The sequence below is a fragment of the Streptomyces sp. NPDC052023 genome (assembly GCF_044548465.1).
Taxonomy (GTDB): Bacteria; Actinomycetota; Actinomycetes; order Streptomycetales; family Streptomycetaceae; genus Streptomyces.
This window is the reverse complement of record NZ_JBIUBW010000012.1, coordinates 111,205-136,656: the sequence shown is the minus strand read 5'-3', so window position 1 is coordinate 136,656 and position 25,452 is coordinate 111,205. Positions and strand designations below refer to the sequence as shown.

24 protein-coding genes, 1 pseudogene and 1 riboswitch are annotated in these 25,452 nt (G+C 70.4%); of the genes and pseudogenes, 12 read left to right on the top strand and 13 right to left on the bottom strand.

The genetic code is table 11. The features are described from left to right. Positions 1-161: 161 nt before the first annotated feature. Entirely contained in the window at positions 162-797 is a 636-nt protein-coding gene (locus tag ACIHCM_RS23855; protein ID WP_399899161.1) for a TetR/AcrR family transcriptional regulator, read from the top strand. Here ACIHCM_RS23855 and ACIHCM_RS23850 read toward each other — a convergent pair. The 4 genes from ACIHCM_RS23850 to ACIHCM_RS23835 all read right to left on the bottom strand — a co-directional run bounded on the left by ACIHCM_RS23850 (position 763) and on the right by ACIHCM_RS23835 (position 4,370). Further along, on the bottom strand, positions 763-1,086 hold the full coding sequence (locus tag ACIHCM_RS23850; RefSeq protein ID WP_393105511.1) for a DMT family transporter: 324 nt from the start codon (positions 1,084-1,086) through the stop codon (positions 763-765). The two genes, ACIHCM_RS23855 and ACIHCM_RS23850, sit on opposite strands and share 35 nt — an antisense overlap. 136 nt (positions 1,087-1,222) lie before the next feature. After that, positions 1,223-2,233, bottom strand: a complete 1,011-nt coding sequence (gene rsgA, locus ACIHCM_RS23845) for a ribosome small subunit-dependent GTPase A (protein WP_399899156.1) — start codon at positions 2,231-2,233, stop codon at positions 1,223-1,225. Positions 2,234-2,243: 10 nt separating this feature from the next. Then, entirely contained in the window at positions 2,244-3,560 is a 1,317-nt protein-coding gene (aroA, locus tag ACIHCM_RS23840) for a 3-phosphoshikimate 1-carboxyvinyltransferase (protein WP_399899153.1), read from the bottom strand. Between the two features lie 96 nt (positions 3,561-3,656). Next, positions 3,657-4,370 carry a M50 family metallopeptidase gene (locus tag ACIHCM_RS23835; RefSeq protein WP_399899150.1) on the bottom strand — a complete coding sequence of 238 codons (714 nt, stop codon included), beginning with the start codon at positions 4,368-4,370 and terminating at the stop codon, positions 3,657-3,659. Positions 4,371-4,420: 50 nt separating this feature from the next. Here ACIHCM_RS23835 and ACIHCM_RS23830 point away from each other — a divergent pair, with 50 nt between their 5' ends. The 10 genes from ACIHCM_RS23830 (at position 4,421) to ACIHCM_RS23785 (ending at position 14,428) form a co-directional block, all read left to right on the top strand. After that, the gene (locus tag ACIHCM_RS23830) at positions 4,421-5,236 is read left to right on the top strand and encodes an SOS response-associated peptidase (protein WP_399899147.1); all 816 of its coding nucleotides are present in this window, start codon (positions 4,421-4,423) and stop codon (positions 5,234-5,236) included. A 1-nt stretch (position 5,237) separates the two neighbouring features. Then, positions 5,238-5,900, top strand: coding sequence for an alpha/beta family hydrolase (locus ACIHCM_RS23825; RefSeq protein WP_399899144.1), 663 nt, complete (start codon positions 5,238-5,240; stop codon positions 5,898-5,900). A gap of 256 nt (positions 5,901-6,156) precedes the next feature. Then, complete coding sequence (gene sigR, locus ACIHCM_RS23820; protein ID WP_399899425.1) at positions 6,157-6,840, top strand: RNA polymerase sigma factor SigR; 684 nt, start codon at positions 6,157-6,159, stop codon at positions 6,838-6,840. Beyond that, the gene (rsrA, locus tag ACIHCM_RS23815; protein ID WP_393105499.1) at positions 6,837-7,139 is read left to right on the top strand and encodes a mycothiol system anti-sigma-R factor; all 303 of its coding nucleotides are present in this window, start codon (positions 6,837-6,839) and stop codon (positions 7,137-7,139) included. Before sigR ends, rsrA begins: the two co-directional genes overlap by 4 nt. Before the next feature lie 137 nt (positions 7,140-7,276). Further along, positions 7,277-8,590 carry an HD-GYP domain-containing protein gene (locus ACIHCM_RS23810; RefSeq protein WP_399899141.1) on the top strand — a complete coding sequence of 438 codons (1,314 nt, stop codon included), beginning with the start codon at positions 7,277-7,279 and terminating at the stop codon, positions 8,588-8,590. Further along, entirely contained in the window at positions 8,587-9,825 is a 1,239-nt protein-coding gene (locus ACIHCM_RS23805; protein WP_399899139.1) for an HD-GYP domain-containing protein, read from the top strand. The genes ACIHCM_RS23810 and ACIHCM_RS23805 overlap by 4 nt, the downstream gene beginning before the upstream one ends. 105 nt (positions 9,826-9,930) lie before the next feature. Next, complete coding sequence (locus tag ACIHCM_RS23800) at positions 9,931-10,911, top strand: tetratricopeptide repeat protein (RefSeq protein ID WP_399899136.1); 981 nt, start codon at positions 9,931-9,933, stop codon at positions 10,909-10,911. A gap of 124 nt (positions 10,912-11,035) precedes the next feature. Beyond that, positions 11,036-11,686, top strand: a complete 651-nt coding sequence (def, locus tag ACIHCM_RS23795; RefSeq protein ID WP_399899133.1) for a peptide deformylase — start codon at positions 11,036-11,038, stop codon at positions 11,684-11,686. Between the two features lie 280 nt (positions 11,687-11,966). After that, positions 11,967-13,052 (top strand): epi-isozizaene synthase, encoded by a 1,086-nt coding sequence (cyc1, locus tag ACIHCM_RS23790; protein ID WP_399899130.1) that lies wholly within the window; start codon positions 11,967-11,969, stop codon positions 13,050-13,052. Further along, a complete protein-coding gene (locus ACIHCM_RS23785; protein ID WP_399899127.1) occupies positions 13,049-14,428 on the top strand; it encodes a cytochrome P450 in 1,380 nt (459 codons plus the stop codon). Before cyc1 ends, ACIHCM_RS23785 begins: the two co-directional genes overlap by 4 nt. Positions 14,429-14,443: 15 nt before the next feature. Here the strand turns inward: ACIHCM_RS23785 and ACIHCM_RS23780 are convergent, their stop codons facing one another. Next, positions 14,444-15,406, bottom strand: a complete 963-nt coding sequence (locus ACIHCM_RS23780) for a GlxA family transcriptional regulator (RefSeq protein WP_399899125.1) — start codon at positions 15,404-15,406, stop codon at positions 14,444-14,446. A gap of 92 nt (positions 15,407-15,498) precedes the next feature. On the opposite strand from ACIHCM_RS23780, the gene ACIHCM_RS23775 reads away from it, so the two are divergent. Continuing rightward, complete coding sequence (locus tag ACIHCM_RS23775; RefSeq protein WP_399899122.1) at positions 15,499-15,741, top strand: hypothetical protein; 243 nt, start codon at positions 15,499-15,501, stop codon at positions 15,739-15,741. Here the strand turns inward: ACIHCM_RS23775 and ACIHCM_RS23770 are convergent. The 8 genes and pseudogenes from ACIHCM_RS23770 to ACIHCM_RS23735 form a co-directional block, all read right to left on the bottom strand. Then, positions 15,654-16,667 carry a ribonucleotide-diphosphate reductase subunit beta gene (locus ACIHCM_RS23770; RefSeq protein ID WP_399899119.1) on the bottom strand — a complete coding sequence of 338 codons (1,014 nt, stop codon included), beginning with the start codon at positions 16,665-16,667 and terminating at the stop codon, positions 15,654-15,656. The genes ACIHCM_RS23775 and ACIHCM_RS23770 overlap by 88 nt on opposite strands. After that, on the bottom strand, positions 16,667-19,036 hold the full coding sequence (locus tag ACIHCM_RS23765) for a ribonucleoside-diphosphate reductase subunit alpha (RefSeq protein WP_399899117.1): 2,370 nt from the start codon (positions 19,034-19,036) through the stop codon (positions 16,667-16,669). The genes ACIHCM_RS23770 and ACIHCM_RS23765 overlap by 1 nt, the downstream gene beginning before the upstream one ends. 123 nt (positions 19,037-19,159) lie before the next feature. After that, a riboswitch (cobalamin riboswitch) is annotated at positions 19,160-19,322 on the bottom strand. Between the two features lie 16 nt (positions 19,323-19,338). After that, a complete protein-coding gene (locus ACIHCM_RS23760) occupies positions 19,339-19,845 on the bottom strand; it encodes a GNAT family N-acetyltransferase (RefSeq protein WP_399899114.1) in 507 nt (168 codons plus the stop codon). 143 nt (positions 19,846-19,988) lie between these two features. Continuing rightward, positions 19,989-21,599: a monocarboxylate uptake permease MctP gene (mctP, locus tag ACIHCM_RS23755; RefSeq protein WP_399899111.1), complete on the bottom strand. Its 1,611-nt coding sequence runs from the start codon at positions 21,597-21,599 to the stop codon at positions 19,989-19,991. Continuing rightward, a complete protein-coding gene (locus ACIHCM_RS23750; protein ID WP_399899108.1) occupies positions 21,596-21,859 on the bottom strand; it encodes a DUF3311 domain-containing protein in 264 nt (87 codons plus the stop codon). The genes mctP and ACIHCM_RS23750 overlap by 4 nt, the downstream gene beginning before the upstream one ends. A gap of 99 nt (positions 21,860-21,958) precedes the next feature. Then, positions 21,959-22,165 carry a YbdD/YjiX family protein gene (locus ACIHCM_RS23745; protein ID WP_399899106.1) on the bottom strand — a complete coding sequence of 69 codons (207 nt, stop codon included), beginning with the start codon at positions 22,163-22,165 and terminating at the stop codon, positions 21,959-21,961. Next, a pseudogene (locus tag ACIHCM_RS23740) lies at positions 22,131-24,154 on the bottom strand (carbon starvation CstA family protein). Before ACIHCM_RS23740 ends, ACIHCM_RS23745 begins: the two are co-directional and overlap by 35 nt. Before the next feature lie 193 nt (positions 24,155-24,347). Further along, entirely contained in the window at positions 24,348-25,112 is a 765-nt protein-coding gene (locus ACIHCM_RS23735) for a GntR family transcriptional regulator (RefSeq protein ID WP_393105471.1), read from the bottom strand. Positions 25,113-25,452 lie beyond the last annotated feature (340 nt).

Here is a 25,452-nt window from a genome sequence, read left to right as displayed (position 1 = left end):
ATCTGCCGTGGTCCTTACGGGGCTACAGGGGGCCGTGGCGGCGCGTTGCGCGGCGCCGGACGGGGCGTCGCGCGGGGCGCCGGCGACCTGCGCGAACCCTTGACAGTGCTCCGGTACGCGTCAAATCTGGGCGCAGAGTCCGTCCCCCCAGGGAGGCGACGATGCCTGCTGCCCGGGAATCTCTGCTGGACGCCGCCTGCACGGCGCTCGCACGGCGGCCCTGGGCCGCGGTGCGGATGGTGGACGTGGCCGCGGCGGCCGGGGTGTCCCGGCAGACGCTGTACAACGAGTTCGGCAGCAAGGAGGGGCTCGCCAGAGCCCTGGTGCGCAGGGAGGCCGACGCCTATCTCGCCGGCGTCGAACGGGCACTGGTCACCCAGGGCGACCCCCGCGACCGGCTGACGGCGGCCGCCGAGTGGACCACCTCGGCCGCCCGCGGCAACGCCCTCGTGCGCGCCCTGCTCACCGGCTGCTGGGGCGAGTGGCTGCCCTCACCCGCGCTGTCGGCGGTGCCGTCCTCCTCCGCGGTCCCGGCGCAACGGCGGGCTGACGGGCCCCTGCCCTCGCCCGGCGACTTCGTGGCGCTGGTCCGCGACCGGGCCGTGGCGGTGCTGGCCGGACCGGGCGTGCCCCAGGCGGACGCCGCCGAACTGGCCCGCTCCTGCGAGCTGGTCGTCCGGCTCGCGCTGTCCTGCGTGGCCGCGCCTCCCGGTGAGGGCGGCGTCGTGGACCTGGTGGGCGCTCAGTGCGCCTCGCTGCACCTCAGTGCGCCGAGCCGGACAGCTGCAGGCCGATGACGCCGATGATGACCAGGCTGATCGAGACGATCTTCAGCGTGGAGACGAGGTCGCCCAGGAAGACCATGCCGTAGATGGCCGTCCCGGCCGCGCCGATGCCGGTCCACACCGCGTAGGCGGGACCCACGTCGAGCCTGCGCAACGCGAGCGTCAGCAGACCGAAGCTGCCGAGCGCGAAGACGGCGAACGCGATCGTCGGCCAGAGTCTGGTGAAGCCGTGCGACAGCTTCAGGCAGACCGCGAAGCCGGTTTCGAGCAACCCGGCCACGATGACCAGCAGCCACGCCATGTGCTGTCCTCCCCGTTTCTTCACGAACTGTGACCGCTTGCAGGCGTCTGTCAGGGTTGGCATCCGGCTTTTGCGATTATGCCCTTACCGAAGCCGACGGTGGACAAACCCCGTATGAAGAGAAACAGCGGGGCGGTCAGTCTCCTTCCGTCTGCTCCCGCGTCGCCAGCAGCCGCCGCAGCGAGTACAGCCGGGCGGGGTCGGCGTGTCCCTCGGTGACCCACTGGTCCAGCGCGCAGTCCGGCTCGTCGTGACTGCACGCGCGCGGGCAGCCCTCCGTGCCGGGCTCCAGGTCGGGGAAGGCGTGGATGACCCGGGACGGGTCGATGTGCGCGAGCCCGAACGACCGTACGCCCGGCGTGTCGATCACCCAGCCGTCCGTGCCCTTCAGCGGCAGGGCGAGCGCCGACGTGGTGGTGTGCCGGCCACGCCCGGTCACCGCGTTCACATGCCCCGTCAGCCGTCGCCGCTCCTGGGGCACCAGCGCGTTCACCAGGGTCGTCTTGCCGACGCCGGAGTGCCCGACGAAGGCCGTGACCCTGCCCTCCAGCTGCTCGAAGACTCGCTCCGCGGCGTCGCCGTTCTCCAGTTCCTCGCGGCTGGTGACGACGTACGGGATGTCGAGGTCGCCGTACAGCTCCAGGAGTTTGCCGGGCGGCGCCAGGTCCGACTTGGTCAGCACCAGGAGTGGTTCCAGGCCGCCGTCGTACGCCGCCACCAGGCAGCGGTCGATCAGGCGCGGGCGTGGCTCGGGGTCGGCGAGGGCGGTGACGATGGCGAGCTGGTCGGCGTTGGCCACGACCACGCGCTCGTAGGGGTCGTCGTCGTCCGCGGTGCGGCGCAGCACCGAGGTGCGCTCGGCGATCCGCACGATCCGCGCGAGCGTGTCCTTATTGCCGGACAGATCGCCGACGAGGGCCACCCGGTCGCCGACCACCGCCGCCTTGCGGCCCAGCTCACGGGCCTTCATGGCCATGACCACGGTGTCCTCGACGAGGCAGGTCAGGCGCCCCCGGTCGACGGTGAGGACCATGCCCTCGGCCGCGTCCTCGTGCTTGGGGCGGATGTGCGTACGCGGCCGGTTGCCCTTGCGGTTGGGGCGGGAGCGGATGTCGTCCTCGTCGGTGTGCTTGCCGTAGCGGCGCATGGCGTGACCCCTACGCCCCGAGCATCCCGGTCCACAGCTCGGGGAAGTCCGGCAGGGTCTTCGCCGTCGTCGCCACGTTCTCGATCTGCACACCCTCCACCGCGAGGCCGATGATCGCGCCGGCGGTCGCCATGCGATGGTCCTCGTAGGTGTGGAAGATCCCGCCGTGCAGGCGGCGGGGGCGGATGTGCAGGCCGTCGGCGGTCTCGGTGACGTCGCCGCCGAGGGCGTTGATCTCCTTGGTGAGCGCGGCCAGGCGGTCCGTCTCGTGCAGCCGCAGATGCGCGACGCCGCGCAGCGTCGAGGGGGAGTCGGCGAGGGCGGCGACCGCCGCCACGCCGGGGGTGAGTTCGCCGACGTCGCCGAGGTCCACGTCGATGCCGTGGATCCCACCCGATCCGGTGAACACCAGGCCGTAGTCGGTCAGTTCGCAGGAACCGCCCATCTCGGTGAAGATCTCCCGCAGCCGGTCGCCGGGCTGGGTGGTACGGGACGGCCAGTCCGGGATCAGCACCTTGCCGCCGGTGACCAGGGCCGCCGCCAGGAAGGGCTGGGCGTTGGACAGGTCCGGCTCGATCGTCAGGTCCCGGCCGAGCAGGGCACCCGGCGTGACCCGCCAGACGTCGGGTTCGCCGCCCGACTCCGGAGTGTCGACCTGGGCACCGACGGCGCGCAGCATGTCGACGGTCATCCGGATGTGCGGCACGGACGGCAGCGTGGAGCCGATGTGGCGGACCTCCACGCCCTGGTTGTAGCGCGGGCCGGAGAGCAGCAGGGCGCTGACGAACTGGGAGGAGGACGAGGCGTCGATCTCGACCGGGCCGCCGTCCAGCGCGCCCCCGCCGTGCACGGTCAGCGGCAGCGCGCCGCGCCCGTCGTCGTCGATCCGGGCACCGAGCACGCGCAGCGCGTCGATGACGCCGTTCAGGGGGCGCTCGTACGACCTCGGGTCGCCGTCGAAGCGGATCGGGCCGTCGGCGAGGGCGGCGACCGGCGGCAGGAAGCGCATCACCGTGCCGGCGTTGCCGACATCGACGGTGGCCGGGCCGCGCAGGCCCGCGGGGAGCACCCGCCATGCCTCGCCCGTGCCGTCGGGCCCCACGCCCTCCTCGATGCCGACGCCCATCGCCCGCAGGGCACCGGCCATCAGCAGCGTGTCGCGGGAGCGCAGCGGGCGGCGCAGCCAGCCCGGCTCGGAGGCGAGGGCGGCGAGCACCAGGGCACGGTTGGTGACCGACTTGGATCCGGGCACATGGACCGTCGCGTCGACGGCTCCGCTCGCGTGCGGGGCGGGCCAGAGGGAGGTGTCTGCGGGGTTCTGCGCCATGGGCCCCACTCTAGTGGGCGGCGGTGGTTCGGGTGCGGGTGCGTTGTGGCTGGTCGGGCTCTTCCGGCGGCCGGATGAGCGCGCACACCTCAGCGCTCACACCTCCAGGAGCCAGCGCCCGCCGCCGATCAGCGAGCTCAGCGACACCGCGTGGAAGAAGAACAGCCACAGCCACGCCGGCACGTGCGTCAGCCGCGACAGCTGGTCCGCGTCCGAGTCGCCCGCGCCGCCCCGGCGCCGCTTCGCCTGGAGCTCGAACGCCGGACGCACCCCGCCGAGCAGCAGGAACCACACGACGACGTAGGCGAACGCCGCCTGCACCTGGGGCCCGGCAAGCCAGGAGACCAGGAGGAACGCGCCGCCGGCGAGGACGACGGTGAGCACGCCGTAGGCGTTGCGGATCATCACCAGCATCGCCAGCAGCAGGGCCGTCGCCACCCACAGCAGCAGCGTGATGTGCCCGGAGGCGAGCAGAGCCGCGCCGCCGAGGCCGAGCAGCGGGGGAGCGGTGTACCCGGCGGCGGCGGTGAGGATCATGCCGATGCCGTACGGCTTGCCCCGGCTGACGGTGAGGCCGCTGGTGTCGGAGTGCAGGCGTATGCCGGTCAGTGTGCGGCCGGTGCACAGCGCGATCAGGCCGTGGCCGCCCTCGTGGGCGATGGTGATGGCGTTGCGGGCGACGCGCCACAGCCCGTGCGGGGCGACGACGGCGACCGCGGCGGCCAGCGTGGCCAGGACGACCCACAGGTCGGGGTCGGGCTGGCTGCCGATGAGTTCGTCCCAGAGTGAGGTGGCTGTCGTGCTGTCCATGTTTCCGGGGCGCTCCCTGTCATCGGCGGCGGTCTGGCAGTGTGGCACGTATGTGCGGACGGTATGCAGCGAGTCGTAGGCCCGAGGATCTCGCGGGGATCTTCGAGGTCGAGAAGTGGGAGCCGGAGGAGACTCTGGAGCCCGATTTCAACGTGGCGCCGACCAAGGAGGTCTACGCCGTCCTCGACCGCCCCCTGAAAGACGTGGCCGACCCGCGACCGGTTCGGCAGCTGCGCAAGCTGAAGTGGGGGCTTGTCCCGTCCTGGGCCAAGACCCCCGAGGGGGCCGCCCGGATGATCAACGCGCGGGCCGAGACCGTGCACGAGAAGCCGGCGTACCGCCGCGCCTTCGCCGCCCGGCGCTGCATCCTGCCCGCCGACGGCTACTACGAGTGGGTCACCGGAACGCAGGAGCGGGACCTGGAGGTCGAGGGCAGGAAGAAGCGGCCGCGCAAGCAGCCGTACTTCGTGCTGCCCGCCGACGGCTCCGTCTTCGCCATGGCGGGGCTGTACGAGTTCTGGCGGGACCGGACGCTGCCCGACGACCATCCGCAGGCCTGGTGGGTCACCTGCTCGGTGATCACCACCGAGGCCGAGAGCAGCGAGCTGGCGGTGGCCCCCGCCGAGGGCCCCTACGCGCTGGCCGACATCCATCCCCGGATGCCGCTGATGCTCACCCCCGACCGCTGGGACGCCTGGCTCGACCCGTCCCGCACCGACCCCGACGACCTGCGCGCGCTGCTCTCGCCGCCCCCGCCCGGCCTGATGCGCGCCTACCCGGTGACCACGGCCGTGTCCAACGTCCGCAACAACGGCCCGGAGCTGCTGAAGGAGCTGGAGGGACCGGTGGAGGGCACACTCTTCTGATGTGAGTGCTGCAGATGTGACCGACGTGACCCCTGACGCCGTCGAGACGGTCGAGACCGAGGCGGGCACCGCCCGCGTCACCTGGCACCGGGCGAAGAAGGCCCGGCTCGTTCTGGCCGTCAGCCACGGCGCGGGCGGCGGCATCGAGGCCCGCGACCTGTCGGCACTGGCGGGGACCCTGCCCCGGCACGGCGTGAGCGTCGCACGGGTGGAGCAGCCCTGGCGGGTCGCCGGGAAGAAGCTGGCGCCGGCGCCGAAGACGCTGGACTCCGGCTGGCGCGGCCTCTGGCCCGCGCTCGCGGCGCCGGGGCTGCCGGTCGTGTCGGGCGGGCGCAGTGCCGGTGCCCGGGTCGCCTGCCGCACGGCGACCGAGCTGGGCGCGGCGGCGGTCCTCGCCCTCAGCTTCCCGCTGCACCCGCCGGGCAGGCCGGAGAAGTCCCGCGCCGCGGAACTGCTCGGCGCGGGGGTGCCCACCCTCGTCGTACAGGGCGGGAACGACCCGTTCGGCAGGCCGGCGGAATTCCCCGAAGGGGACTACGAGCTGGTCGAGGTGCCATACGGCGATCATGGCTTCGCCGTGCCGAAACGGGCGGAGATCGGCCAGGACGAGGCTGTCGCGATCATCACGGACGCGGTGGTGAAGTGGACCGGGTCTCTGGGGTGAGGCGCCGGGAATGCCGGGGCACGGGCCACTGTTGAGGCGGACAGAAGTGCTGATGACCAGCGCCGACGTCGTAGGAGAGGAAGTCCGCCGCATGGGTTCGACCTTCTGCCCGAGCCGCAGCAGCCGCACTGACCTGGACTGGACGGTGCTGCACGCGGCCAAGACCGCCCCTGTTCGAGCGGCGGCGGGTGCGGATCGTCGTCTATCCTCCGATTCTGGTGGGACCGGGTTCGGCCCTGCCCAGATCGCTGAGGAGGTGGGTCCGGTCACCGGTAACGACGCAGGGACCGACAACGGCCAGGCGGAGCTGCCCGAGGGCCGGGGCAACAGCGCGGAAACGGACTCGCAGCGCAGTGCGCGCTTCGAGCGGGACGCGCTCGAATTCCTCGACCAGATGTACTCGGCGGCGCTGCGCATGACGCGCAATCCCGCCGATGCCGAGGACCTGGTGCAGGAGACGTACGCCAAGGCGTACGCGTCCTTCCACCAGTTCCGTGAGGGCACCAACCTCAAGGCCTGGCTGTATCGGATCCTCACGAACACGTTCATCAACTCGTACCGCAAGAAGCAGCGCGAACCTCAGCGCAGCGCGGCCGAGGAGATCGAGGACTGGCAGCTCGCCCGCGCCGAGTCGCACATGTCGACGGGTCTGCGCTCCGCCGAGTCGCAGGCGCTCGACCACCTGCCCGACTCGGACGTGAAGGAGGCGCTGCAGGCCATCCCCGAGGAATTCCGCATCGCCGTGTATCTCGCGGACGTCGAGGGCTTTGCGTACAAGGAGATCGCGGACATCATGGGGACACCCATCGGAACGGTGATGTCCCGGCTGCACCGGGGCCGCCGTCAGCTGCGCGGCATGCTCGAGGACTACGCCCGTGAGCGTGGGCTGGTCCCGGCCGGTGCCGGAGAGTCGAACGAAGCGAAAGGCTCGGGCTCATGAGCTGCGGAGAGCCGCACGAGACGGACTGCAGTGAGGTACTCGACCACCTGTACGAGTTCCTCGACAGCGAGATGCCGGACCTCGATCGCGAGAAGTTCCAGCAGCACTTCGAGGAGTGCTCGCCGTGCCTGGAGAAGTACGGCCTGGAGCAGGCCGTGAAGAAGCTGGTCAAGCGGTGCTGCGGCCATGACGACGTGCCCACCGACCTGCGCGCCAAGGTGATGGGGCGGATCGACCTGATCCGCTCCGGGCAGGCCGTGCCCGAGCACGACGTGACGGCCGCTCCGCAGGAGTCCTGAACCCCGCGGCCGCGCGGCGGGTACGAGCTCCTCGTCACCCGAATGCGTTAATCCGCCGGACGTCGGCCCCCGCCCCCTCCCCGCCGCCCTAGGCTCCGGTCCCTGGGACAGGCACGGGACTGGGGAGGGCGTCGTTCATGGAGGCGGTTCCGGCACGGGCACGCGGATACGTGGCCTGCGCCGTCCTGGGCGCGCTGCTGTGCCTGCTGCCGCTGCCCTCGCTCCGTACGCCCTGGTGGGTGCTGACACTGCTCGCCGTCCTCTACGCCGGCGGGGAGTGGCTCGCCCGCAGGCGCTTTCCCGGCACGTTCTACCCGGTCCTGCTCACCGCGGTCTTCCTGCTGCCTCCGCCCGCTGCCGCGCTGGTCGCGCTGCCGGGCGCGCTGATGGCGCCCGTCGAGCGGCGGCCGGTACGGCTGAGGCGGATCTGGCGGGCGGCCGAGCTGGCGCTGACCGTGTGGGCGGCCGGGCGGGTGTTCTCGACGCTGGGCGGGCGGGACGCCGTGGTGACGCCCGACGTTCCCTCCGCGCTCGGGCCCGCCGCGGCCGCGGTGGTGACCTTATGCGCGGTGCAGACCCTGCTCGACGGCGGGATCCTCGTCGTCGCCGAACGGGTGCCGCCACGGCGGGCCTGGCGCGGCCTGTTCCTGCGGTCGCTGGCGCCGGTCGGCGTGCACGGCCTCGCCGGGCTGATGATGGCCGTGCTGTGGCGCAGCCCGTACGGGCCGGTGGCCGCGCTGCTCGTGTTGCTGCCGATGGGCGTCTCCTGGTGGGCCTTCACCCAGTACCACCGGGAGCGGGGAGCCCACCAGGCGACCATCCGGGCGCTGGTGCAGGCCGTCGACATCAAGGACGAGTACACGCGCGGGCACAGTGAGCGGGTAGGCCAGGCCTCCATGCTGATCGCGCGCGAGCTGGGCATGGACGACGAGCGGGTCGAGGTGCTGCGGTTCGCCGGGATCCTGCACGACGTGGGCAAGCTCGGGGTGCCCACCCGGCTGCTACGCAAGGACGGGCCCCTGACGCCCGAGGAGCGGCGGGTGATCGAGCTCCACCCGGAGTACGGGCACGAGATGGTGCGGGGGATCTCCTTCCTCGGCGAGGCACGGGCCGCCGTACTGCATCATCACGAGCGGCTGGACGGCAGCGGCTACCCCTACGGGCTCGTGGGGACGCAGATCCCCGAGTCCGCGCGGGTGGTCGCGGTGGCCGACGCGTTCGACGCGATGACATCCACCCGGTCCTACAGCAGGGCCCGGCCCGTCGCCGTGGCCCTGGAGGAGCTCGAGCGGTGCGCGGGGCGGCAGTTCGACCCGGTGATGGTCGACGCGCTGGTCCGGGTCGTACGGCGGTCCGGGTGGGACCCCGTGGTCACCGCCGACGGCGTGCCGTCCCGCCGGGTTCCCCCGCCGCCCCCGCCCGTCTCCAGCGGGGCGGGAGCACACCGTTGACCCGCGACCGAACCCTTCCCCTGATCCGCTGCTCGGCCGCGCTCCTCGCCTCCGCCTCCCTCGGCGTCACCCTCTGGACCGGCCTCGAACAGCGCGGCATCGCCCTGGCCTTCGGCGCGCTCGTCGCCCTCGGCGAGCTGACCCGCTGGACCGGCCCGCGGGTCAGGGAGGCCGCGCCGCTCGGCGCCGCCGGGGCACTGTCGTACGCGCTGCTAGGGGAGGTCGCCGGGCGCGCCAGCGCCCACGGGGCCGCTCAGGTGGTGAGCGTCGTGCTCGCCGCCTCGCTGGCCGGGTGCGTGCCGCACATCGCGCGCGGCTGCGAGCCCGTGATCGACCATCTCGCCCGGCGGGTGCTCACCGTCGGCTTCGCCGCCGTGTGCTTCCAGCCGCTCTACAACCGCGGCACGTTCACGGACTGGAGCGGGCCCGCGTACGCACTGCTGCTCGTGGCGCTGCTCGCCCTCACCGCGCTCTGCGACGCCCTGCTCGCCGCCGCCCTCGCGTACTCCCGCACCGGGTGGCCGTTCGGGCCGCTGCTGCGGGACGAACTGCACCGCATGCTCGGCATCGGGTCTGCCGTGTGTGCCACGGGAGCCGTGATGGCGCTCGCGGTCGCCGTCGTCGGACTGTGGGCACTGCCCGTGTTCTGTCTGCCGCTGCTGCTGACGCAGGTGTCCCTGCGCCGGTACGCCGCCGTCCGCACGACGTACCGGCAGACCATCGCCTCCCTCGCCCGGGCCACCGAGATAGCGGGGTACACCCCCGTGGGTCACGCCCGCCGGGTCGCCGCGCTGAGCCGGGCCGTCGGGCGGGATCTCGGACTGACCGGGCCGGAGCTCACCGTGCTGGAGTACGCGGCGCTGATGCACGACATCGGGCAGCTGAGCCTGGTCGACCCGGTGCCCGCCGGCGCCACGGCCGGACTGCCCGGCGCCGAGCAGCGGCGGATCGCGCTCCTGGGCGGCGCGGTCGTACGGCAGACCGGCGTGGACGCCGAGGTCGCCGTGATCGTCGAGCGGCAGGCGGATCCCTACCCCGAGCAACCGCCGGCCGCCCGGATCGTGCGGGCCGTGAACGCCTACGAGGAGAAGGTGCGGGACGCGGGTCCCGGCGGGCCGCTGACCGCGCTCGAGGAGCTGCGCCTGGGGACCGCGGGGGACTACGCTCCCGAGGTCGTCGAGGCGCTGGCCCGGGTGCTGTCGAGGGAGGGTCTGACCCTGCCCTCGGCTGGGTAACCCATGGGTAATGAGCGCCCCTCAAGCCGCACGTGGTTGGATGCGAAGGAGAGGGTGTCCGGGGGCACAGGCCAGCCCACTCCACGGAACTGGCAGGCGGGAATCGTGAGGATCTTCGGCAAGGGACGGCACCGGCCCTCCGCTTCTTGGCGGCAGGCCACCGATAGGGCGTTCACGCTCATCGGGGACGGTCGTTACGAGGACGCGGGCGCGTTGCTGACGCGGGCCGCCGATCTGGAGCCCTGGCTGTCGGAGTCGTGGTTCAACCTGGCCCTGCTGCACAAGTTCCGGCACGACTGGGAACAGGCCCGGGCCGCCGGTCTGCGGGCCGTCGCCCTGCTCGACCGGGAGACCGGCGCACCTGACTGGTGGAACGTCGGCATCGCCGCGACCGCCCTGCAGGACTGGCCGCTGGCCCGGCGTGCCTGGCAGGCCTACGGGCTGCACGTGCCCGGTGGTGCCACGGACTCCGGCGAGCCGGCCGGCATGGACCTGGGCAGCGCGGCCGTACGGCTGTCGCCCGAGGGCGAGGCCGAGGTCGTGTGGGGGCGGCGGCTGGATCCGGCGCGGATCGAGGTGCTGTCCATCCCGCTGCCGTCGTCGGGGCGGCGCTGGGGCGAGGTCGTCCTGCACGACGGGGTGCCGCACGGGGAGCGGACCACCGTCGCCGGGCACTCCTATCCCGTGTTCGACGAGATCGAGCTGTGGGCGCCGTCACCCGTGCCGACCTGGGTGGTCCTGCTGGAGGCGGCGACCGAGGCCGACCGGGACGCCCTGGAGCAGCTTGCCGCCGACGCCGGGTTCGCCGCGGAGGACTGGTCGTCCTCCGTGCGGCTGCTGTGCCGGCTGTGCTCCGAGTCACGGATGCCGGCGGACGAGGGCGACGGGGAACACCTGGATCCGCACGACCACAGCGAGCCGGGGCATCCGGGGCCGCTCGGTCATCGCACGGACGGGCAGCTGTGGGTTCCGGAGCGGGAGTGTGGCGTTGCCGCCCCGGCCTCGTTGGTGCGGGGGTTGCTGGACGGGTGGGTTGCCGACAGCCCGGATTCGCGGGATTGGCGGGACCTGGAGGAGGTCTGCTGAAGCCCGTTGCCGGCCGCGGGTTCGTCGTGGTTGATCGCGCAGTTCCCCGCCCCCCTCAGGGGGGCGCTGCCCTTTACCCTGTATCAGCATCACCCAGATTTTCCGAGGAAGGCGTACGTCGGTCATGGCGCAGCAGGACACCGATCAGCAGCACGCGGGCGTGCTCCCCGTGGATGACGAGGGCTTCGTCGTCGACAGCGAGGAGTGCGAGGAGCGGGAGGCGGCCTGGCGCGAGCGGGGCACCTCGCGGCCGATCACCGTGGTCGGCAACCCGGTGCTGCACAAGGAGTGCAAGGACGTCACCGACTTCGGCGAGGAGCTCCAGCAGCTGGTCGCCGACATGTTCGCCAGCCAGCGCACCGCCGAGGGCGTGGGCCTGGCCGCCAACCAGATCGGCGTCGATCTGAAGGTGTTCGTCTACGACTGCCCGGATGACGAGGGCGTCCGGCACGTCGGCGTGGTGTGCAACCCCGAGGTCGTCGAACTGCCCGCCGAGAAGCGCCGGCTCGACGACAGCAACGAGGGCTGCCTGTCGGTGCCCACGGCTTACATGCCGCTGGCCCGACCGGACTACGCCGAGGTGACCGGGCAGGACGAGCGGGGCAACCCGATCAAGGTCCGCGGTACCGGATACTTCGCTCGGTGTTTGCAGCACGAGACCGACCACCTCTACGGCTACCTCTACATCGACCGGCTCTCCAAGCGCGAACGCAAGGACGCGCTGCGGCAGATGGCCGAGAACGAGCCCCGCTACCCCGTGGTCGCGAACGACTGACACCTCACCTTTCTCCCGCGCACGGCGCCTGATCAGGTTTCCCGGCCTGACCAGGCGCCGTTCGTCTGTCCGTCGCACGTTCGATCGCGTGCGCGTCCCGAGTGATCCAGAACCAGTCAGGCGCCAGGAGAATCTCGGCACTGTGGGGTAGTGAATGAAGCAAATCCGTTCCCAGAACGGTCAGTTGTGGTGCTGAATGGGAAGTGCGGGGTTACGCAACGGCGCACGCCCGGCACAGCGGGAGGGGCGTGCCCGACTGGCGGCTGAGAGGGGTTTGTTCGTGACTGCTTTCCCACACAGCACCACAGCGAGCGCGACCGCGATCGCGGTTCCACCGTCGCTGTCTCTTCCGGTGATCGAGGCGGCGTTTCCCAGGCAATTGCACCCGTATTGGCCCAGGCTTCAGGAGAAGACCCGTACCTGGCTCCTGGAAAAACGGCTCATGCCGGCGGACAAGATTGAGGAATATGCCGACGGCCTGTGCTACACCGATCTCATGGCGGGGTACTACACAGCTGCCCCCGACGACGTCCTGCAGGCGATAGCGGACTACAGCGCGTGGTTCTTCGTCTGGGACGACCGGCACGACCGTGACATCGTCCACCACCGCCCCGTGGCCTGGCGCCGGCTCCGGGCCTGGCTGCACGAGGCGCTCGACTCCCCCGAGAAGCATCTGCACCACCAGGACGCGCTGGTGGCGGGGTTCGCGGACAGTGTGCTGCGTTTGTTCTCGTTCCTGCCCCGCACCTGGAACGAGCGCTTCGCCCGGCACTTCCACAGGGTGATCGAGGCGTACGACAGGGAATTCGGCAACCGCACCGAAGGGATCGTCCCGACCGTCGAGGAATACCTGGCGCTGCGCCGGCTCACCTTCGCCCACTGGATATGGACCGATCTGCTGGAGCCGAGCGCCGGACTGGAACTCCCGGACGCCGTGCGGAAGAACCCGGCCTATCGGCGGGCGGCGCTGCTGAGTCAGGAATTCGCCGCCTGGTACAACGACCTCTGTTCACTGCCCAAAGAACTCGCGGGCGACGAGGTGCACAATCTCGGAATCAGTCTCATCACCCATGAGGGGCTGAATCTGGAAGAGGCGGTCGCCGAAATGCGGCGGCGCATCGAGGAATGCATCGCTGAATTTCTGGACGTCGAGCGGGAAGCCTTGGGCTTTGCGGACGCTCTCGCCGACGGCACGGTACGCGGAAAGGAACTGAGTGCTGCCGTGCGCGCCTGCCTCGGGTACATGCGGAACTGGTTCAGTTCCGTCTACTGGTTCCACCACGAGTCCGGCCGCTACAGGGTCGACAGCTGGGACGACCGGTCCACGCCCCCGTACGTCAACAACGAAACGGCAGGTGAGAAATGACCGTCGAGTCCGTGCAGCCCGCTGCCCCGAACCGGGGGCAGGCTTCGGAACTGCGTGAACCGCCCTTCGCGGGCGGCGGTGTCCCGCTTCTCGGTCACGGCTGGAAGCTGGCGCGCGACCCCTTGGCCTTCATGTCCCAGCTGCGCGATCACGGCGACGTGGTCCGCCTGCGGCTCGGCCCCAAGACGGTGTACGCCGTCACCACGCCGGAGCTCACCGGCGCCCTGGCGCTGAGCCCCGACTACAAGATCGACGGCCCGCTGTGGGAGTCCCTGGAGGGCCTGCTCGGCAAGGAGGGCGTGGCCACCGCCAACGGGCCCCGTCACCGGCGGCAACGCCGCACCATCCAGCCCGCGTTCCGGCTCGGCGCGATCCCCGCCTACGGGGCGGTGATGGAGGAGGAGGCGCACGGGCTCACCACCCGCTGGCGGCCCGGCGAGACCATCGACTGCACCTCCGAGTCCTTCCGGGTCGCCGTGCGCATCGCGGCCCGCTGCCTGTTGCGCGGCGAGTACATGGACGAGCGGGCGGAGCGGCTGTGCGCCGCCCTCGCCACCGTGTTCCGCGGTATGTACCAGCGGATGGTGATCCCGCTGGGACCGCTGTACCGGCTGCCGCTGCCCGCCAACCGTGAATTCAACCGGGCCCTGGCCGATTTGCATCTCCTGGTCGACGAGATCGTGGCCGAACGCCGGGCAAGCGGTCAAAAGCCGGACGATTTGCTGACGGCATTGCTGGAGGCGAAGGACGGGAATGGCGAGCCCATCGGGGAACAGGAGATCCACGACCAGGTGGTCGCGATACTCACCCCGGGAAGCGAAACCGTGGCTTCCACGATCATGTGGCTGCTCCAGGTGCTCGCCGAGCACCCGGAACACGCGGACCGGATCCGGGACGAAGCCGAATCCGTCACCGGCGGCCGGCCCGTCGCATTCGAGGACGTCCGGAAGCTCACGCACACGAACAATGTCGTCGTGGAGGCGATGCGTTTGCGCCCCGCCGTGTGGATACTGACCCGGCGGGCGGTCACCGACACGGAACTCGGCGGCTATCGCATTCCGGCCGGGGCGGACATCATCTACAGTCCGTACGCGATCCAGCGCGATGCGCGATCGTATCCGGACAATCTGGAGTTCGACCCGGACCGGTGGCTTCCCGAACGCGTCAAGGACGTGCCGAAATATGCCATGAGTCCGTTCAGCGTGGGTAATCGCAAGTGCCCGAGCGACCACTTCTCGATGGCCCAGCTGACGCTGATCACGGCGGCGGTGGCGACGAAGTACCGCTTGGAGCAGGTGCCGGGGTCGAACGACGCCACCCGGGTGGGCATCACGCTCCGTCCGCACAAGCTGCTGCTCACACCGGTGCCGAGGTGAGCGTCGCGCGTGCGCTCAGGCGGCCTCCGGGCCCCTGAAGGTGCGCCGGTAGGCGTGGGGGGTGGTCCCCAGCGCCCGGACGAACTGGTGACGCAGCGCCGCCGCGTTGCCGAACCCCGTCCGGCCGGCGATCGCGTCCACCGTCTCGTCCGTCGCTTCCAGCAACCGCTGGGCCAGCAGCACCCGTTGGCGCAGGATCCAGCGGTACGGGGTGGTCCCCGTCTCCTGCTGGAAGCGGCGGGCGAAGGTGCGCGGCGACATCAGGGCGCGGGCGGCGAGCTGCTCGACGGTGACCTCCTGGTCGAGGTTGCGCTCCATCCACACCAGTACCTCGGCGACCGCGTCGCCCTCGGAGCGGGGCAGCGGGCGCTCGATGTACTGGGCCTGGCCGCCGTCCCGGTGCGGCGGCACCACCATCCGCCGGGCGATCTTGTTGGCCACCTCCGGCCCCTGCTCCTTGCGCACGATGTGCAGACAGGCGTCGATGCCCGCGGCCGTGCCGGCGGAGGTGATCACCGGGTCCTCGTCGACGTACAGCACGTCGGGCTCGACGACCGCCCGGGGATACTGCCGCTCCAGCTCGTCGGCGTGCCGCCAGTGCACGGCGCACCGCCGACCGTCCAGCAGCCCGGCGGCGCCCAGCACGAAGACCCCGGAGCACACGCTGAGCACTCGTGCGCCCCGGTCGACTCCCCGGCGCAGGGCGTCGAGCAACTCGGGCGGGAAGGTCCGCGTCTCGTAGCAGGAGCCGGCCGGCACGGCGATCAGGTCGGCTGTCTCCAGGCGGTCCAGCCCGTGCTCGACCTGCATGGAGAAGCCGGCGTTCGACCGCAGTTGGGGCCCCTCGGCGGAGGTGACCGCGAAGTCGTACACCGGCAGTCCGTCGTCGCTCCGGTCGATGCCGAAGACCTCGCAGACGACGCCGAGCTCGAAGGGGTTCACACCGTCGACGAGGACGGCTGCCACGTTCTGGAGCATGTGCCCAGTGTGCCTCAGCGGTGGCAGTAAATCGAGGGTCTACGGCAGTCCTGCCACTGTCGGTAAGGAGTATCCGGCGCGAGAGTGGTGTCATGAACGCGAACCACATCGAAGCCCTCATCGGAATGCTGGCCGTGGCCGGACTCTTCGCGGTCATGGTCCTCCCCGCCCTCATCGGCATCGCGCACGAGCGACGCGTCGACCGGGAGATCAGGGAGGCCCAGGACCGCTTCAGGGAGAAGGAGGATCAGAAGTCCTCGTCCAGGTCGACCGTGCCCTCCACGGCGACCTGGTACGCGGAGGGACGCCGCTCGAAGAAGTTGGTCAGCTCCTGAACCCCCTGAAGCTCCATGAAGGAGAAGGGGTTCTCGGAGCCGTAGACCGGGGCGAAGCCGAGGCGCGTCAGGCGCTGGTCGGCGACGCACTCCAGGTACTGCCGCATCGAGTCGGTGTTCATGCCCGGGAGGCCGTCACCACAGAGGTCGCGCGCGAACTGCAGCTCGGCCTCGACGGCCTCCCGCAGCATGCCGGTGACCTGCTGCTGGAGCTCGTCGTCGAAGAGGTCCGGCTCCTCCTTGCGGACGGTGTCGACCACGTCGAACGCGAAGCTCATGTGCATGGTCTCGTCGCGGAACACCCAGTTGGTGCCGGTCGCCAGGCCGTGCAGCAGACCCCGGCTGCGGAACCAGTAGACGTACGCGAAGGCGCCGTAGAAGAACAGGCCCTCGATGCACGCGGCGAAGCAGATGAGGTTGAGCAGGAAGCGGCGGCGGTCGGCCTTGGACTCCAGGCGGTCCAGCTTCTCGACCTCATTGATCCACTTGAAGCAGAACCCGGCCTTCTCGCGGATGGACGGGATGTTCTCGACGGCGTCGAAGGCCGCCGCCCGGTCCTGCGGGTCGGGGAGGTAGGTGTCCAGCAGGGTCAGGTAGAACTGGACGTGCACCGCCTCCTCGAACAGCTGGCGGCTCAGGTAGAGCCGTGCCTCGGGGGAGTTGATGTGCTTGTACAGCGTCAGCACCAGGTTGTTCGCCACGATCGAGTCGCCCGTCGCGAAGAACGCCACGAGGCGGCCGATCAGGTGCTGCTCCTCCGGGGAGAGCTTCGCGAGGTCGGCGACGTCCGAGTGGAGGTCGACCTCCTCCACGGTCCAGGTGTTCTTGATGGCGTCCCGGTAGCGCTCGTAGAAGTCCGGGTAGCGCATCGGACGCAGAGTCAGCTCGAAGCCGGGGTCGAGAAGGTTCTGGGAACGGCTGGACATTACTGGCAGGCCTCGCAGGACTCGGGGTTTTCCAGGGAGCAGGCGACCGCTTCGGGCTCGGGCGTCGCCTGTACGGGGATGGTGGCTCGGTCTTGTGCCTGGGCCGCGCGGGCGATCCGGGTCGCCGGGCGTGAGCGCAGGTAGTACGTCGTCTTCAGGCCCGACTTCCAGGCGTAGGCGTACATCGAGGAGAGCTTGCCGATGGTCGGCGTCTCCAGGAAGAGGTTCAGCGACTGGGCCTGGTCGAGGTACGGGGTCCGCGCGGCCGCCATGTCGATGAGCCCGCGCTGCGGGATCTCCCACGCCGTGCGGTAGAGCCGCCGTACGTCCTCGGGGATCCAGGCGAACTCCTGCACCGAGCCGTTCGCCTCGCGCAGCGCCTCACGGGTGCGGGCGTCCCAGACGCCGAGCGCCTTCAGCTCCTGCACCAGGTAGGAGTTGACCTGGAGGAACTCGCCGGACAGCGTCTCACGCTTGAAGAGGTTCGAGACCTGCGGCTCGATGCACTCGTAGACACCGGCGATCGAGGCGATCGTCGCGGTGGGGGCGATGGCCAGCAGCAGGGAGTTGCGCATGCCGACCGCGGCGATCCGCTCGCGCAGGGCGGCCCAGCGCTCCGGCCAGGCCGGCTCGACGCCGTAGTGGTCGGGGTGGAGCACCCCACGGGCGGCGCGGGTCTTGTCCCACGCCGGCAGCGGCCCGTTGCGCTCGGCGAGGTCGGCGGACGCCTCGTACGCGGCGAGCATGACGCGCTCGGCGATGCGGGTGGAGAGGGCCTTGGCCTCGGGCGAGTCGAACGGCAGCCGCAGCTTGAAGAAGACGTCCTGCAGGCCCATCGCGCCGAGGCCGACCGGCCGCCACCGGGAGTTGGAGCGGCCCGCCTCCTCGGTCGGGTAGAAGTTGATGTCGACGACGCGGTCGAGGAACGTGACGGCGGTGCGGACGGTCGCGTCGAGCCGCTCCCAGTCGATGTCGTCGTCCACGACGAACGCGCCCAGGTTGACCGAGCCCAGGTTGCAGACGGCCGTCTCCCCGTCGCTCGTGACCTCCAGGATCTCCGTGCAGAGGTTCGAGGAGTGGATGACGTGGCCGGGCTCGGCGGTCTGGTTGGCGGTGCGGTTGGCGGCGTCCTTGAAGGTCATCCAGCCGTTGCCGGTCTGCGCGAGGGTGCGCATCATCCGGCCGTACAGCTCGCGGGCGGGCAGCGTCTTCTTCGCCAGGCCCTTCTCCTCGGCCGCGCGGTACGCGGCGTCGAACTCCTCGCCCCACAGGTCGACCAGCTCGGGAACGTCCGACGGCGAGAACAGCGACCACGGCGCGTCCGCGTTCACCCGGCGCATGAACTCGTCCGGGATCCAGTGCGCGAGGTTGAGGTTGTGCGTACGGCGGGCGTCCTCACCGGTGTTGTCCCGCAGCTCCAGGAACTCCTCGATGTCGGAGTGCCACGTCTCCAGGTAGACGGCGGCCGCGCCCTTGCGCCGGCCGCCCTGGTTCACGGCGGCGACCGAGGCGTCCAGCGTCTTCAGGAACGGGACGATGCCGTTGGAGTGGCCGTTGGTGCCGCGGATCAGCGAGCCACGGGAACGGATCCGGGAGTACGACAGCCCGATGCCCCCGGCGTGCTTGGAGAGCCGGGCGACCTGGTGGTAGCGGTCGTAGATGGAGTCCAGCTCGTCCAGGGGGGAGTCCAGGAGGTAGCAGGACGACATCTGGGGGTGGCGGGTGCCGGAGTTGAAGAGGGTCGGGGAGGAGGGGAGGTAGTCCAGGCGGCTCATGAGCCTGTAGAGCGCGGCGACTTCGTCCACCGACCGGGGGGTGTCGTCCTCGGCGAGACCGGCGGCGACGCGCAGCATGAAGTGCTGGGGCGTCTCGACGACCTTGCGGGTGATCGGGTGCCGGAGCAGATAGCGGCTGTGCAGCGTGCGCAGGCCGAAATAGCCGAAGCGGTCGTCGCCGGCCGGGTCGATCAGGGCGTCGAGGCGGTCGGCGTGCAGGCGCACGAAGCCGGCCGTGCGGTCGGCGATGAGGCCTTCCCGGTGCCCCACGGCGACGGACTCCGTGAAGGTCGTGACGCCCTGGGAGGCGGCTTCGGCGGCGATGGAGACGGTCAGCAGCCGGGCGGCGAGCCGGGAGTAGGCGGGGTCCTCGGAGATGAGGCCGGCGGCGGCCTCCGTCGCCAGCTCCCGCAGCTCGGTCTCGTCGGCCCGCGCGGAGCGGCCGCGCAGCGAAGCGGCGGCGACCCGGCCGGGGTCGGCGTCAGGGAGGTCGGCGGTCAGCTCGGTCAGGGTCCGCAGCAGCGCGGTTCCGGGACCGTCGGATTCCACTTCCACCGTTGTCGCTTCGGCCGGTGCGGCTGGCGCGATGGTCACGTGGGGCTCTCCCTCGCTCGGCACGGGGGCCTCGCCGAGGGCAGGGGGCAGCACACGAGCGCACGGGGCGTCGCGTCCACCGGCCCATTCCACGAGACCCGGACGTCAGGACACCCGGACCGGTTGGCCGGGCGCACTGTCGGCAGGTCCTCGGACTGACTCCTGTGCACAGACATGCACAAGTACACCGTTGCGGGACAGTTCCGGATTCGCACCGGATTCCCCTGCGGCGACAGCGAGCATGAGCATACATCTAGTGCCGGGTGCCGATGGCGCCCCCATATGTTGTGTCGCCGATGACTTCAGAGCGTCAACTCGTAGGTGAGGAGCGTGATGTCGTCCAGCTCGGGGAGGGGGTTCCAGTCGCGGTCGGGTGTGCGGGTGAAGCCGAGGCGTTCGTAGATGCGGTGGGCCGTGTGCATGGTGCGCTGGGTGGAGAGGACGATGCCGGTGCAGCCGTCCGTGGTGCGTGCGCGGTCGATGCAGGCGCGTACGAGTGCCTCGCCCACGCCTCGGCCGCGGGCCTCCCGGGCGACGGCCAGCATGCGGATCTCGGCCTCCGCGGGGCGGGCTATGTCGGCCATGGGGCCGCCGGACGGGACGAAGGTCACGCCGCCGAGGACACGGCCGTTCTGTGCGGCCACCAGGACTTCGGCTGCGGCGGCCCGTTTGGCGACGTCCCTGAGTTCACCGAGGTATTCGTCGCTCTCGCCGAAGTCGAGCAGGCCGTCCTGGAGGTAGGCCTGGGCTGTGATGTCGCCGAGGGTGGCGTAGTCGGTGGGCAGTGCGGGGCGGATGACGAAGTCCATGGGGGGAGTGTGCACGACAGCGGGCCGCCGTTGTGCTTGATGCCGGCGGCCCGCTGCGGGTCGTGGGGGGTGTCGCGCCCGGGCGGCGGAGCCGCATATCGCTACAGTCCCCGGCCCCTTGAGGGGCGTTGTGCTCGCGTTCCCTAGTGACTCGCTCCCGCGGTCGCCGGCGGCAGTTCCACCTGGACGCCGGGGTCGCCCGCGTCCGCCGTGTAGTCCTCGGGCCTGGTCTCGTCGACGCCCTCAGGGGCCTTCACGGCCTTCAGGACGAAGGTGAGGACCACCGTGACCACCAGGTTCAGGACGAACGCCGTGAGGCCGATGTAGCCGATCTCACCGATGCCGGGGATCTCCGCCGACGAGCCGCCGAAGTGCTTCTGCGTCGGGGAGGCGACGCCGTACGCGGCGACCGTGCCGTAGATCATGCCGACCGCCCAGCCGGCCAGCAGGGCCCAGCGGTGGAACCAGCGCGTGAACAGGCCGCCGACCAGGGCGGGCATGGTCTGGAGGATCCAGATGCCGCCCAGCAGCTGGAAGTTGATGGCGACCGTCTTGTCCATGCCCAGGACGAAGACGAGCGCGCCGACCTTCACCAGCAGCGACACCAGCTTGGAGACCTTGGTCTCCTGCGCGGGTGTGGCGTCCGGCTTGAGGAAGTCCTTGTAGATGTTGCGGGTGAAGAGGTTGGCCGCCGCGATCGACATGATGGCCGCCGGGACCAGCGCGCCGATGCCGATCGCCGCGAACGCGACGCCGGTGAACCAGTCCGGGAACATGTTCTCGAAGAGCTGGGGGATCGCCAGCTGGCCGTTCTCCACCTTGACGCCGGCCGCGATCGCCATGAAGCCGAGCAGGCCCAGCAGGCCCAGCATCAGCGAGTACAGCGGCAGGATCGTGGAGTTGCGGCGGATCACGTCCCTGCTGCGGCTGGAGAGCACCGCCGTGACGCTGTGCGGGTACATGAACAGCGCGAGCGCCGAGCCCAGCGCCAGCGTGGCGTACGTCCACTGCGAGGCCGCGTTCGGCACGAGCCCGCCCGCACCGGCCGCCTCGTACTTGTCGCTCGCCGCGCTGAAGATGTCGTCGAAGCCGCCCAGCTTGATGGGGATGTAGATGATGGCGACGGCGATGACGATGTAGATCAGCGCGTCCTTGACGAACGCGATCAGGGCCGGCGCCCGCAGACCCGACGAGTACGTGTACGCCGCCAGCACGCCGAAGGCGATCAGCAGCGGCAGGTCCTTGATGAACCAGTTGGTGTCCTCGCCGCCGCCGATGCCCATCACGTCCAGCACGGCCTGGATGCCGACGAGCTGGAGCGCGATGTACGGCATGGTCGCGAGGATGCCGGTGACCGCCACCGCCAGGGACAGGCCCTTGGAACCGAAGCGGCCGCGGACGAAGTCCGAGGTGGTGACGTAACCGTGCTTGTGCGAGACCGACCACAGGCGCGGCAGGAAGACGAACATCATCGGGTAGATGAGGATCGTGTACGGGACGGCGAAGAATCCGGCCGCGCCCGCCGCGTAGATCGCCGCCGGCACGGCGACGAAGGTGTACGCCGTGTAGAGGTCGCCGCCGAGCAGGAACCAGGTGATCCAGGTGCCGAACGACCGGCCGCCCAGGCCCCATTCGTCGAGGCTGTGCTCGTTCTCGGCCTTGCGCCAGCGCGCGGCCAGGAAGCCCATCACCGTGACGGCGAGGAAGAAGAGGATGAAGACGGCGAGTGCGACGCCGTTCACGCCGTCCTTCATGCTCCGGCACCCCCCTGAGCCTTGCGGGCGCGCTGGTCACGCTGCCACAGCCAGTACGCGATCATGGTGAGGCCGGTGGAGATCACGACCCAGGCCATCTGGTACCAGTAGAAGAACGGGATGCCGATGAACGTCGGGTCCGTCTTCGCGTACGAGCTCACCCAGAGCATGGACGCGAACGGTGCTATCAGGCAGAGGGCGACGACGACGCGCACAGGCGTCACCACCGGCCCTCTGTTCACATCTGGGGCTTCTGACATCGGACGACTCCGTCCCCTCGCTGATCACCTGGTGTAACGCGCAGGCAATCTAGGTCACGGTGTCCCGCTACCGGAAGCCCTTGTTCAGATACCGGTACCTCAGCAGCAGCGGAAGCCCTGCCGCGGGTCCTTTTCCTGCCGGTCCGTCCGCATTCGCTCGAACTCCCGCCGGGTGGGTACCCCGACGTCGGGATGATCCTTTCGGACATGCGTGACATAGCGGTCGTAGGCCGACTCGTCGGTCAGCTCACGGACGTACCAGCGCACCCCGCTAGTCACCCGGCGCAGCAGTGCCGACGGTCGCACGGCGGACCTCCTCCTTCTCCTCCCGCGTGGCGATCAGGCCGGCCGGTGCCACGAGCTTCGACTCGACGTACGGCGCCTCGCTGAGCGTGGTGAGCGCGGGCCGCCGGATGTGCCGTACGCAGATCCGCGTGGCGTCCGCGAGCACGACGACGATCAGCAGGGCCAGCACGGCGGTCAGGACGCCGTCCACGGTGGAGTTGGTGACGACGGTGTGCATGTCGTCCATCGACTTGGCCGGCGGCAGGATCTCGCCCCGGTCGATGGCGTCCTGGAAGACCTGCCGCTGCTTGAAGAAGCCGACCTTGGGGTCGCTGGAGAAGACCTTCTGCCAGCTGGCGGTCAGGGTGACGACGGCGTCCCGGGCGAGCGGGACGCCCGTGATCCAGGCCCACTTGAGGCGGCCGGACTTGATCAGCAGCGTCGTGCAGACGGCCAGCGCCACGGCGGCCAGCAGCTGGTTGGAGATACCGAAGACCGGGAACAGCTGGTTGATGCCGCCGAGGGGCTCGTGGACGCCCACCCAGAGGAAGTAGCCCCACATCCCGCAGACGATCGCGCTGGTGATGATCAGGCCCGGCTTCCAGCTGACGTTGCGGAAGGGCTTGTAGACGTTGCCCAGGGTGTCCTGGAGCATGAACCGGCCCACGCGTGTGCCGGCGTCCAGCGCGGTCAGGAGGAACAGCGCCTCGAACATGATCGCGAAGTGGTACCAGAACGCCTTGAGTCCGCCGCCGGTCACCTCCGAGAAGATCTGCGAGACACCGACGGCGAGGGTGGGCGCCCCGCCGGTGCGGGACAGCAGCGTGGACTCCTCGACGCTCTTCGCCGCGGCGGCGAGTTGCTCGGGGGAGATCTGGTAGCCCCAGCCGCTCACCACCTGCGAGGCCTGCTCCACACTCGTGCCGATGACGCCGGCGGGCGCGTTCGTCGCGAAGTACAGACCGGGGTCGATGATGCTCGCCGCGATCAGCGCCATCACGGCGACGGACGACTCCATCAGCATGGAGCCGTAGCCGATCATCCGGACCTGCGTCTCCTTCTGGATCATCTTCGGTGTGGTGCCGGACGAGATCAGCGCGTGGAAGCCCGACAGCGCTCCGCAGGCGATCGTGATGAAGACGAACGGGAAGAGGGAGCCCGCGAACACCGGGCCGTCGCCGCGGGAGGCGAAGTCGGTGACCGGGTCCATCTTCAGCGTCGGGAGCGCGATGACGACACCGAGGGCGAGCAGCAGGATCGTGCCGATCTTCATGAAGGTGGAGAGGTGGTCGCGAGGCGCGAGCAGCATCCACACCGGCAGGATCGACGCGATGAGCCGTACGCCACCAGCCAGATGACCAGCGTCGACGGGGCGAGGGTGAAGGCCTCGGCCCAGACTCGGCGACCCAGCGGCCCGCGATCAGCGCGAGCAGCAGCAGGCTGACCCCGAGAGGCGCACCTCGGCGACCCGGCCGGGCCGCAGGACGCGCAGGTAGAAGCCCATCACCAGGGCGATCGGCACGGTCATCGCGATGGAGAAGGTGCCCCAGGGGGACTCGGCGAGGGCGTCGACGATGACCAGGGCCAGCACGCCGAGCAGGATGATCATGATCGCGAACGCGGCGAGCAGCGCCGCCGCGCCGCCGAACGGGCCGATCTCCTCCCGCGCCATCTGGCCGAGCGAGCGGCCGTTCCGGCGGGTCGAGAAGAACAGCACCACCATGTCCTGCACCGCGCCCGCGAAGATGACGCCGGCGATGATCCAGATCGTGCCGGGCAGATAGCCCATCTGGGCCGCGAGCACGGGGCCGACCAGGGGTCCGGCGCCGGCGATCGCGGCGAAGTGGTGGCCGAGCAGGACGCGGCGGTCGGTGGGGTGGTAGTCATGCCGTTGTCGAGGCGCTCCGCCGGGGTGGCGCGGGTCCTGTCGACCTTGAGGACCCTGTACGCGATGAACTTCGCGTAGAAGCGGTAGGCGATCGCGTAGGAGCCGAGGGCCGCCGCGACCATCCAGGCGGCGGAGACGTCCTCCCCCCCCGCGACAGCGCGAGCACGGTCCAGCCGGCGGCGCCGACGAGGGCGACGAGACTCCAGAGGACGATGGTTCGGGCGTTCGCTGTGCGCACGGGTCGTCCTCCCGTCGTATGCGTTACGGAAGGACCGCAGGACAGGGGGTGTGACCTGGGCTACACCGCGGACAGGATCATGCCTCGGGCCGCCTGAGCCGGGCCACGAACTTGTAGCGGTCGCCGCGGTACACCGAGCGCACCCACTCCACCGGCTTGCCCTCCCGGTCCAGCGAGTGCCGGGACAGCATCAGCATCGGCAGGCCGACGTCGGTGCCGAGCAGGCCGGCCTCCCTGGGGGTGGCCAGCGAGGTCTCGATGGTCTCCTCGGCCTCCGCGAGGTGGACGTCGTACACCTCGGCGAGGGCGGTGTAGAGGGACGTGTACTTGACGAGGCTGCGGCGCAGCGCCGGGAAGCGCTTGGCGCTCAGGTGCGTGGTCTCGATGGCCATCGGCTCCCCGTTGGCCATGCGCAGCCGCTCGATGCGCAGGACCCGGCCGCCGGGGGTGATGTCGAGCAGTTCGGCGAGCCGGTCGTCCGCGGTGATGTAGCCGATGTCCAGCAGCTGTGAGGTGGGTTCGAGGCCCTGGGCGCGCATGTCCTCGGTGTACGAGGTGAGTTGCAGGGCCTGCGAGACCTTCGGCTTGGCGACGAACGTGCCCTTGCCCTGGATCCGCTCCAGCCGGCCCTCGACCACCAGCTCCTGAAGGGCCTGGCGCACGGTCGTGCGGGAGGTGTCGAACTCCGCGGCCAGCGTGCGCTCGGGCGGGACCGGCGTGCCGGGCGGCAGGGTCTCCGTCATGTCGAGCAGATGCTTTTTCAGGCGGTAGTACTTGGGCACGCGTGCGGTGCGGACGGGCGTCCCGTTCTCGTTCTCCGCACTGCTGACCTCAGTGCTCATGCTCCGCCTTCCCGGCTCACGTACCGACCCGACCGACGTCCGCCGGTCGCGGCTCACATCGTGGCACGACCACGCGCGAGAGGTTCCCCGCACGCTCCGTGATCCCCCCTGTATACCGTCGGCGCCCTCGATGGTCTAGTCCACGAAGGTCATGTGGTCTACCCCGCGTTGGGTGGAGGACCCGTGGTTTTCGAGGGGTTCTTACTTAAAGGTTCCTGCATATGTAGGTCCCATAACGGCTGGTCGGGCCGTACGCGAGACCCTTGACACGTCCTATGGTCTGGGCCAAGCTCCCCGGTACTGGTCTACACCATTGGTCCAGGTCCCGGCCCCAGGGCGG

What these genes read in the sequence shown, in the direction of transcription:
- def (WP_399899133.1), top strand. Translation starts at nt 11,036, where the DNA reads ATGGCGCAGCAGGACACCGATCAGCAGCACGCGGGCGTGCTCCCCGTG.
- ACIHCM_RS23760 (WP_399899114.1), bottom strand. Translation starts at nt 19,845, where the DNA reads ATGGACTTCGTCATCCGCCCCGCACTGCCCACCGACTACGCCACCCTC.
- ACIHCM_RS23830 (WP_399899147.1), top strand. Translation starts at nt 4,421, where the DNA reads ATGTGCGGACGGTATGCAGCGAGTCGTAGGCCCGAGGATCTCGCGGGG.
- ACIHCM_RS23750 (WP_399899108.1), bottom strand. Translation starts at nt 21,859, where the DNA reads ATGTCAGAAGCCCCAGATGTGAACAGAGGGCCGGTGGTGACGCCTGTG.
- ACIHCM_RS23835 (WP_399899150.1), bottom strand. Translation starts at nt 4,370, where the DNA reads ATGGACAGCACGACAGCCACCTCACTCTGGGACGAACTCATCGGCAGC.
- ACIHCM_RS23775 (WP_399899122.1), top strand. Translation starts at nt 15,499, where the DNA reads ATGAACGCGAACCACATCGAAGCCCTCATCGGAATGCTGGCCGTGGCC.
- ACIHCM_RS23770 (WP_399899119.1), bottom strand. Translation starts at nt 16,667, where the DNA reads ATGTCCAGCCGTTCCCAGAACCTTCTCGACCCCGGCTTCGAGCTGACT.
- aroA (WP_399899153.1), bottom strand. Translation starts at nt 3,560, where the DNA reads ATGGCGCAGAACCCCGCAGACACCTCCCTCTGGCCCGCCCCGCACGCG.
- rsrA (WP_393105499.1), top strand. Translation starts at nt 6,837, where the DNA reads ATGAGCTGCGGAGAGCCGCACGAGACGGACTGCAGTGAGGTACTCGAC.
- ACIHCM_RS23810 (WP_399899141.1), top strand. Translation starts at nt 7,277, where the DNA reads ATGGAGGCGGTTCCGGCACGGGCACGCGGATACGTGGCCTGCGCCGTC.
- mctP (WP_399899111.1), bottom strand. Translation starts at nt 21,599, where the DNA reads ATGAAGGACGGCGTGAACGGCGTCGCACTCGCCGTCTTCATCCTCTTC.
- ACIHCM_RS23735 (WP_393105471.1), bottom strand. Translation starts at nt 25,112, where the DNA reads ATGAGCACTGAGGTCAGCAGTGCGGAGAACGAGAACGGGACGCCCGTC.
- ACIHCM_RS23855 (WP_399899161.1), top strand. Translation starts at nt 162, where the DNA reads ATGCCTGCTGCCCGGGAATCTCTGCTGGACGCCGCCTGCACGGCGCTC.
- ACIHCM_RS23780 (WP_399899125.1), bottom strand. Translation starts at nt 15,406, where the DNA reads ATGCTCCAGAACGTGGCAGCCGTCCTCGTCGACGGTGTGAACCCCTTC.
- rsgA (WP_399899156.1), bottom strand. Translation starts at nt 2,233, where the DNA reads ATGCGCCGCTACGGCAAGCACACCGACGAGGACGACATCCGCTCCCGC.
- ACIHCM_RS23785 (WP_399899127.1), top strand. Translation starts at nt 13,049, where the DNA reads ATGACCGTCGAGTCCGTGCAGCCCGCTGCCCCGAACCGGGGGCAGGCT.
- ACIHCM_RS23850 (WP_393105511.1), bottom strand. Translation starts at nt 1,086, where the DNA reads ATGGCGTGGCTGCTGGTCATCGTGGCCGGGTTGCTCGAAACCGGCTTC.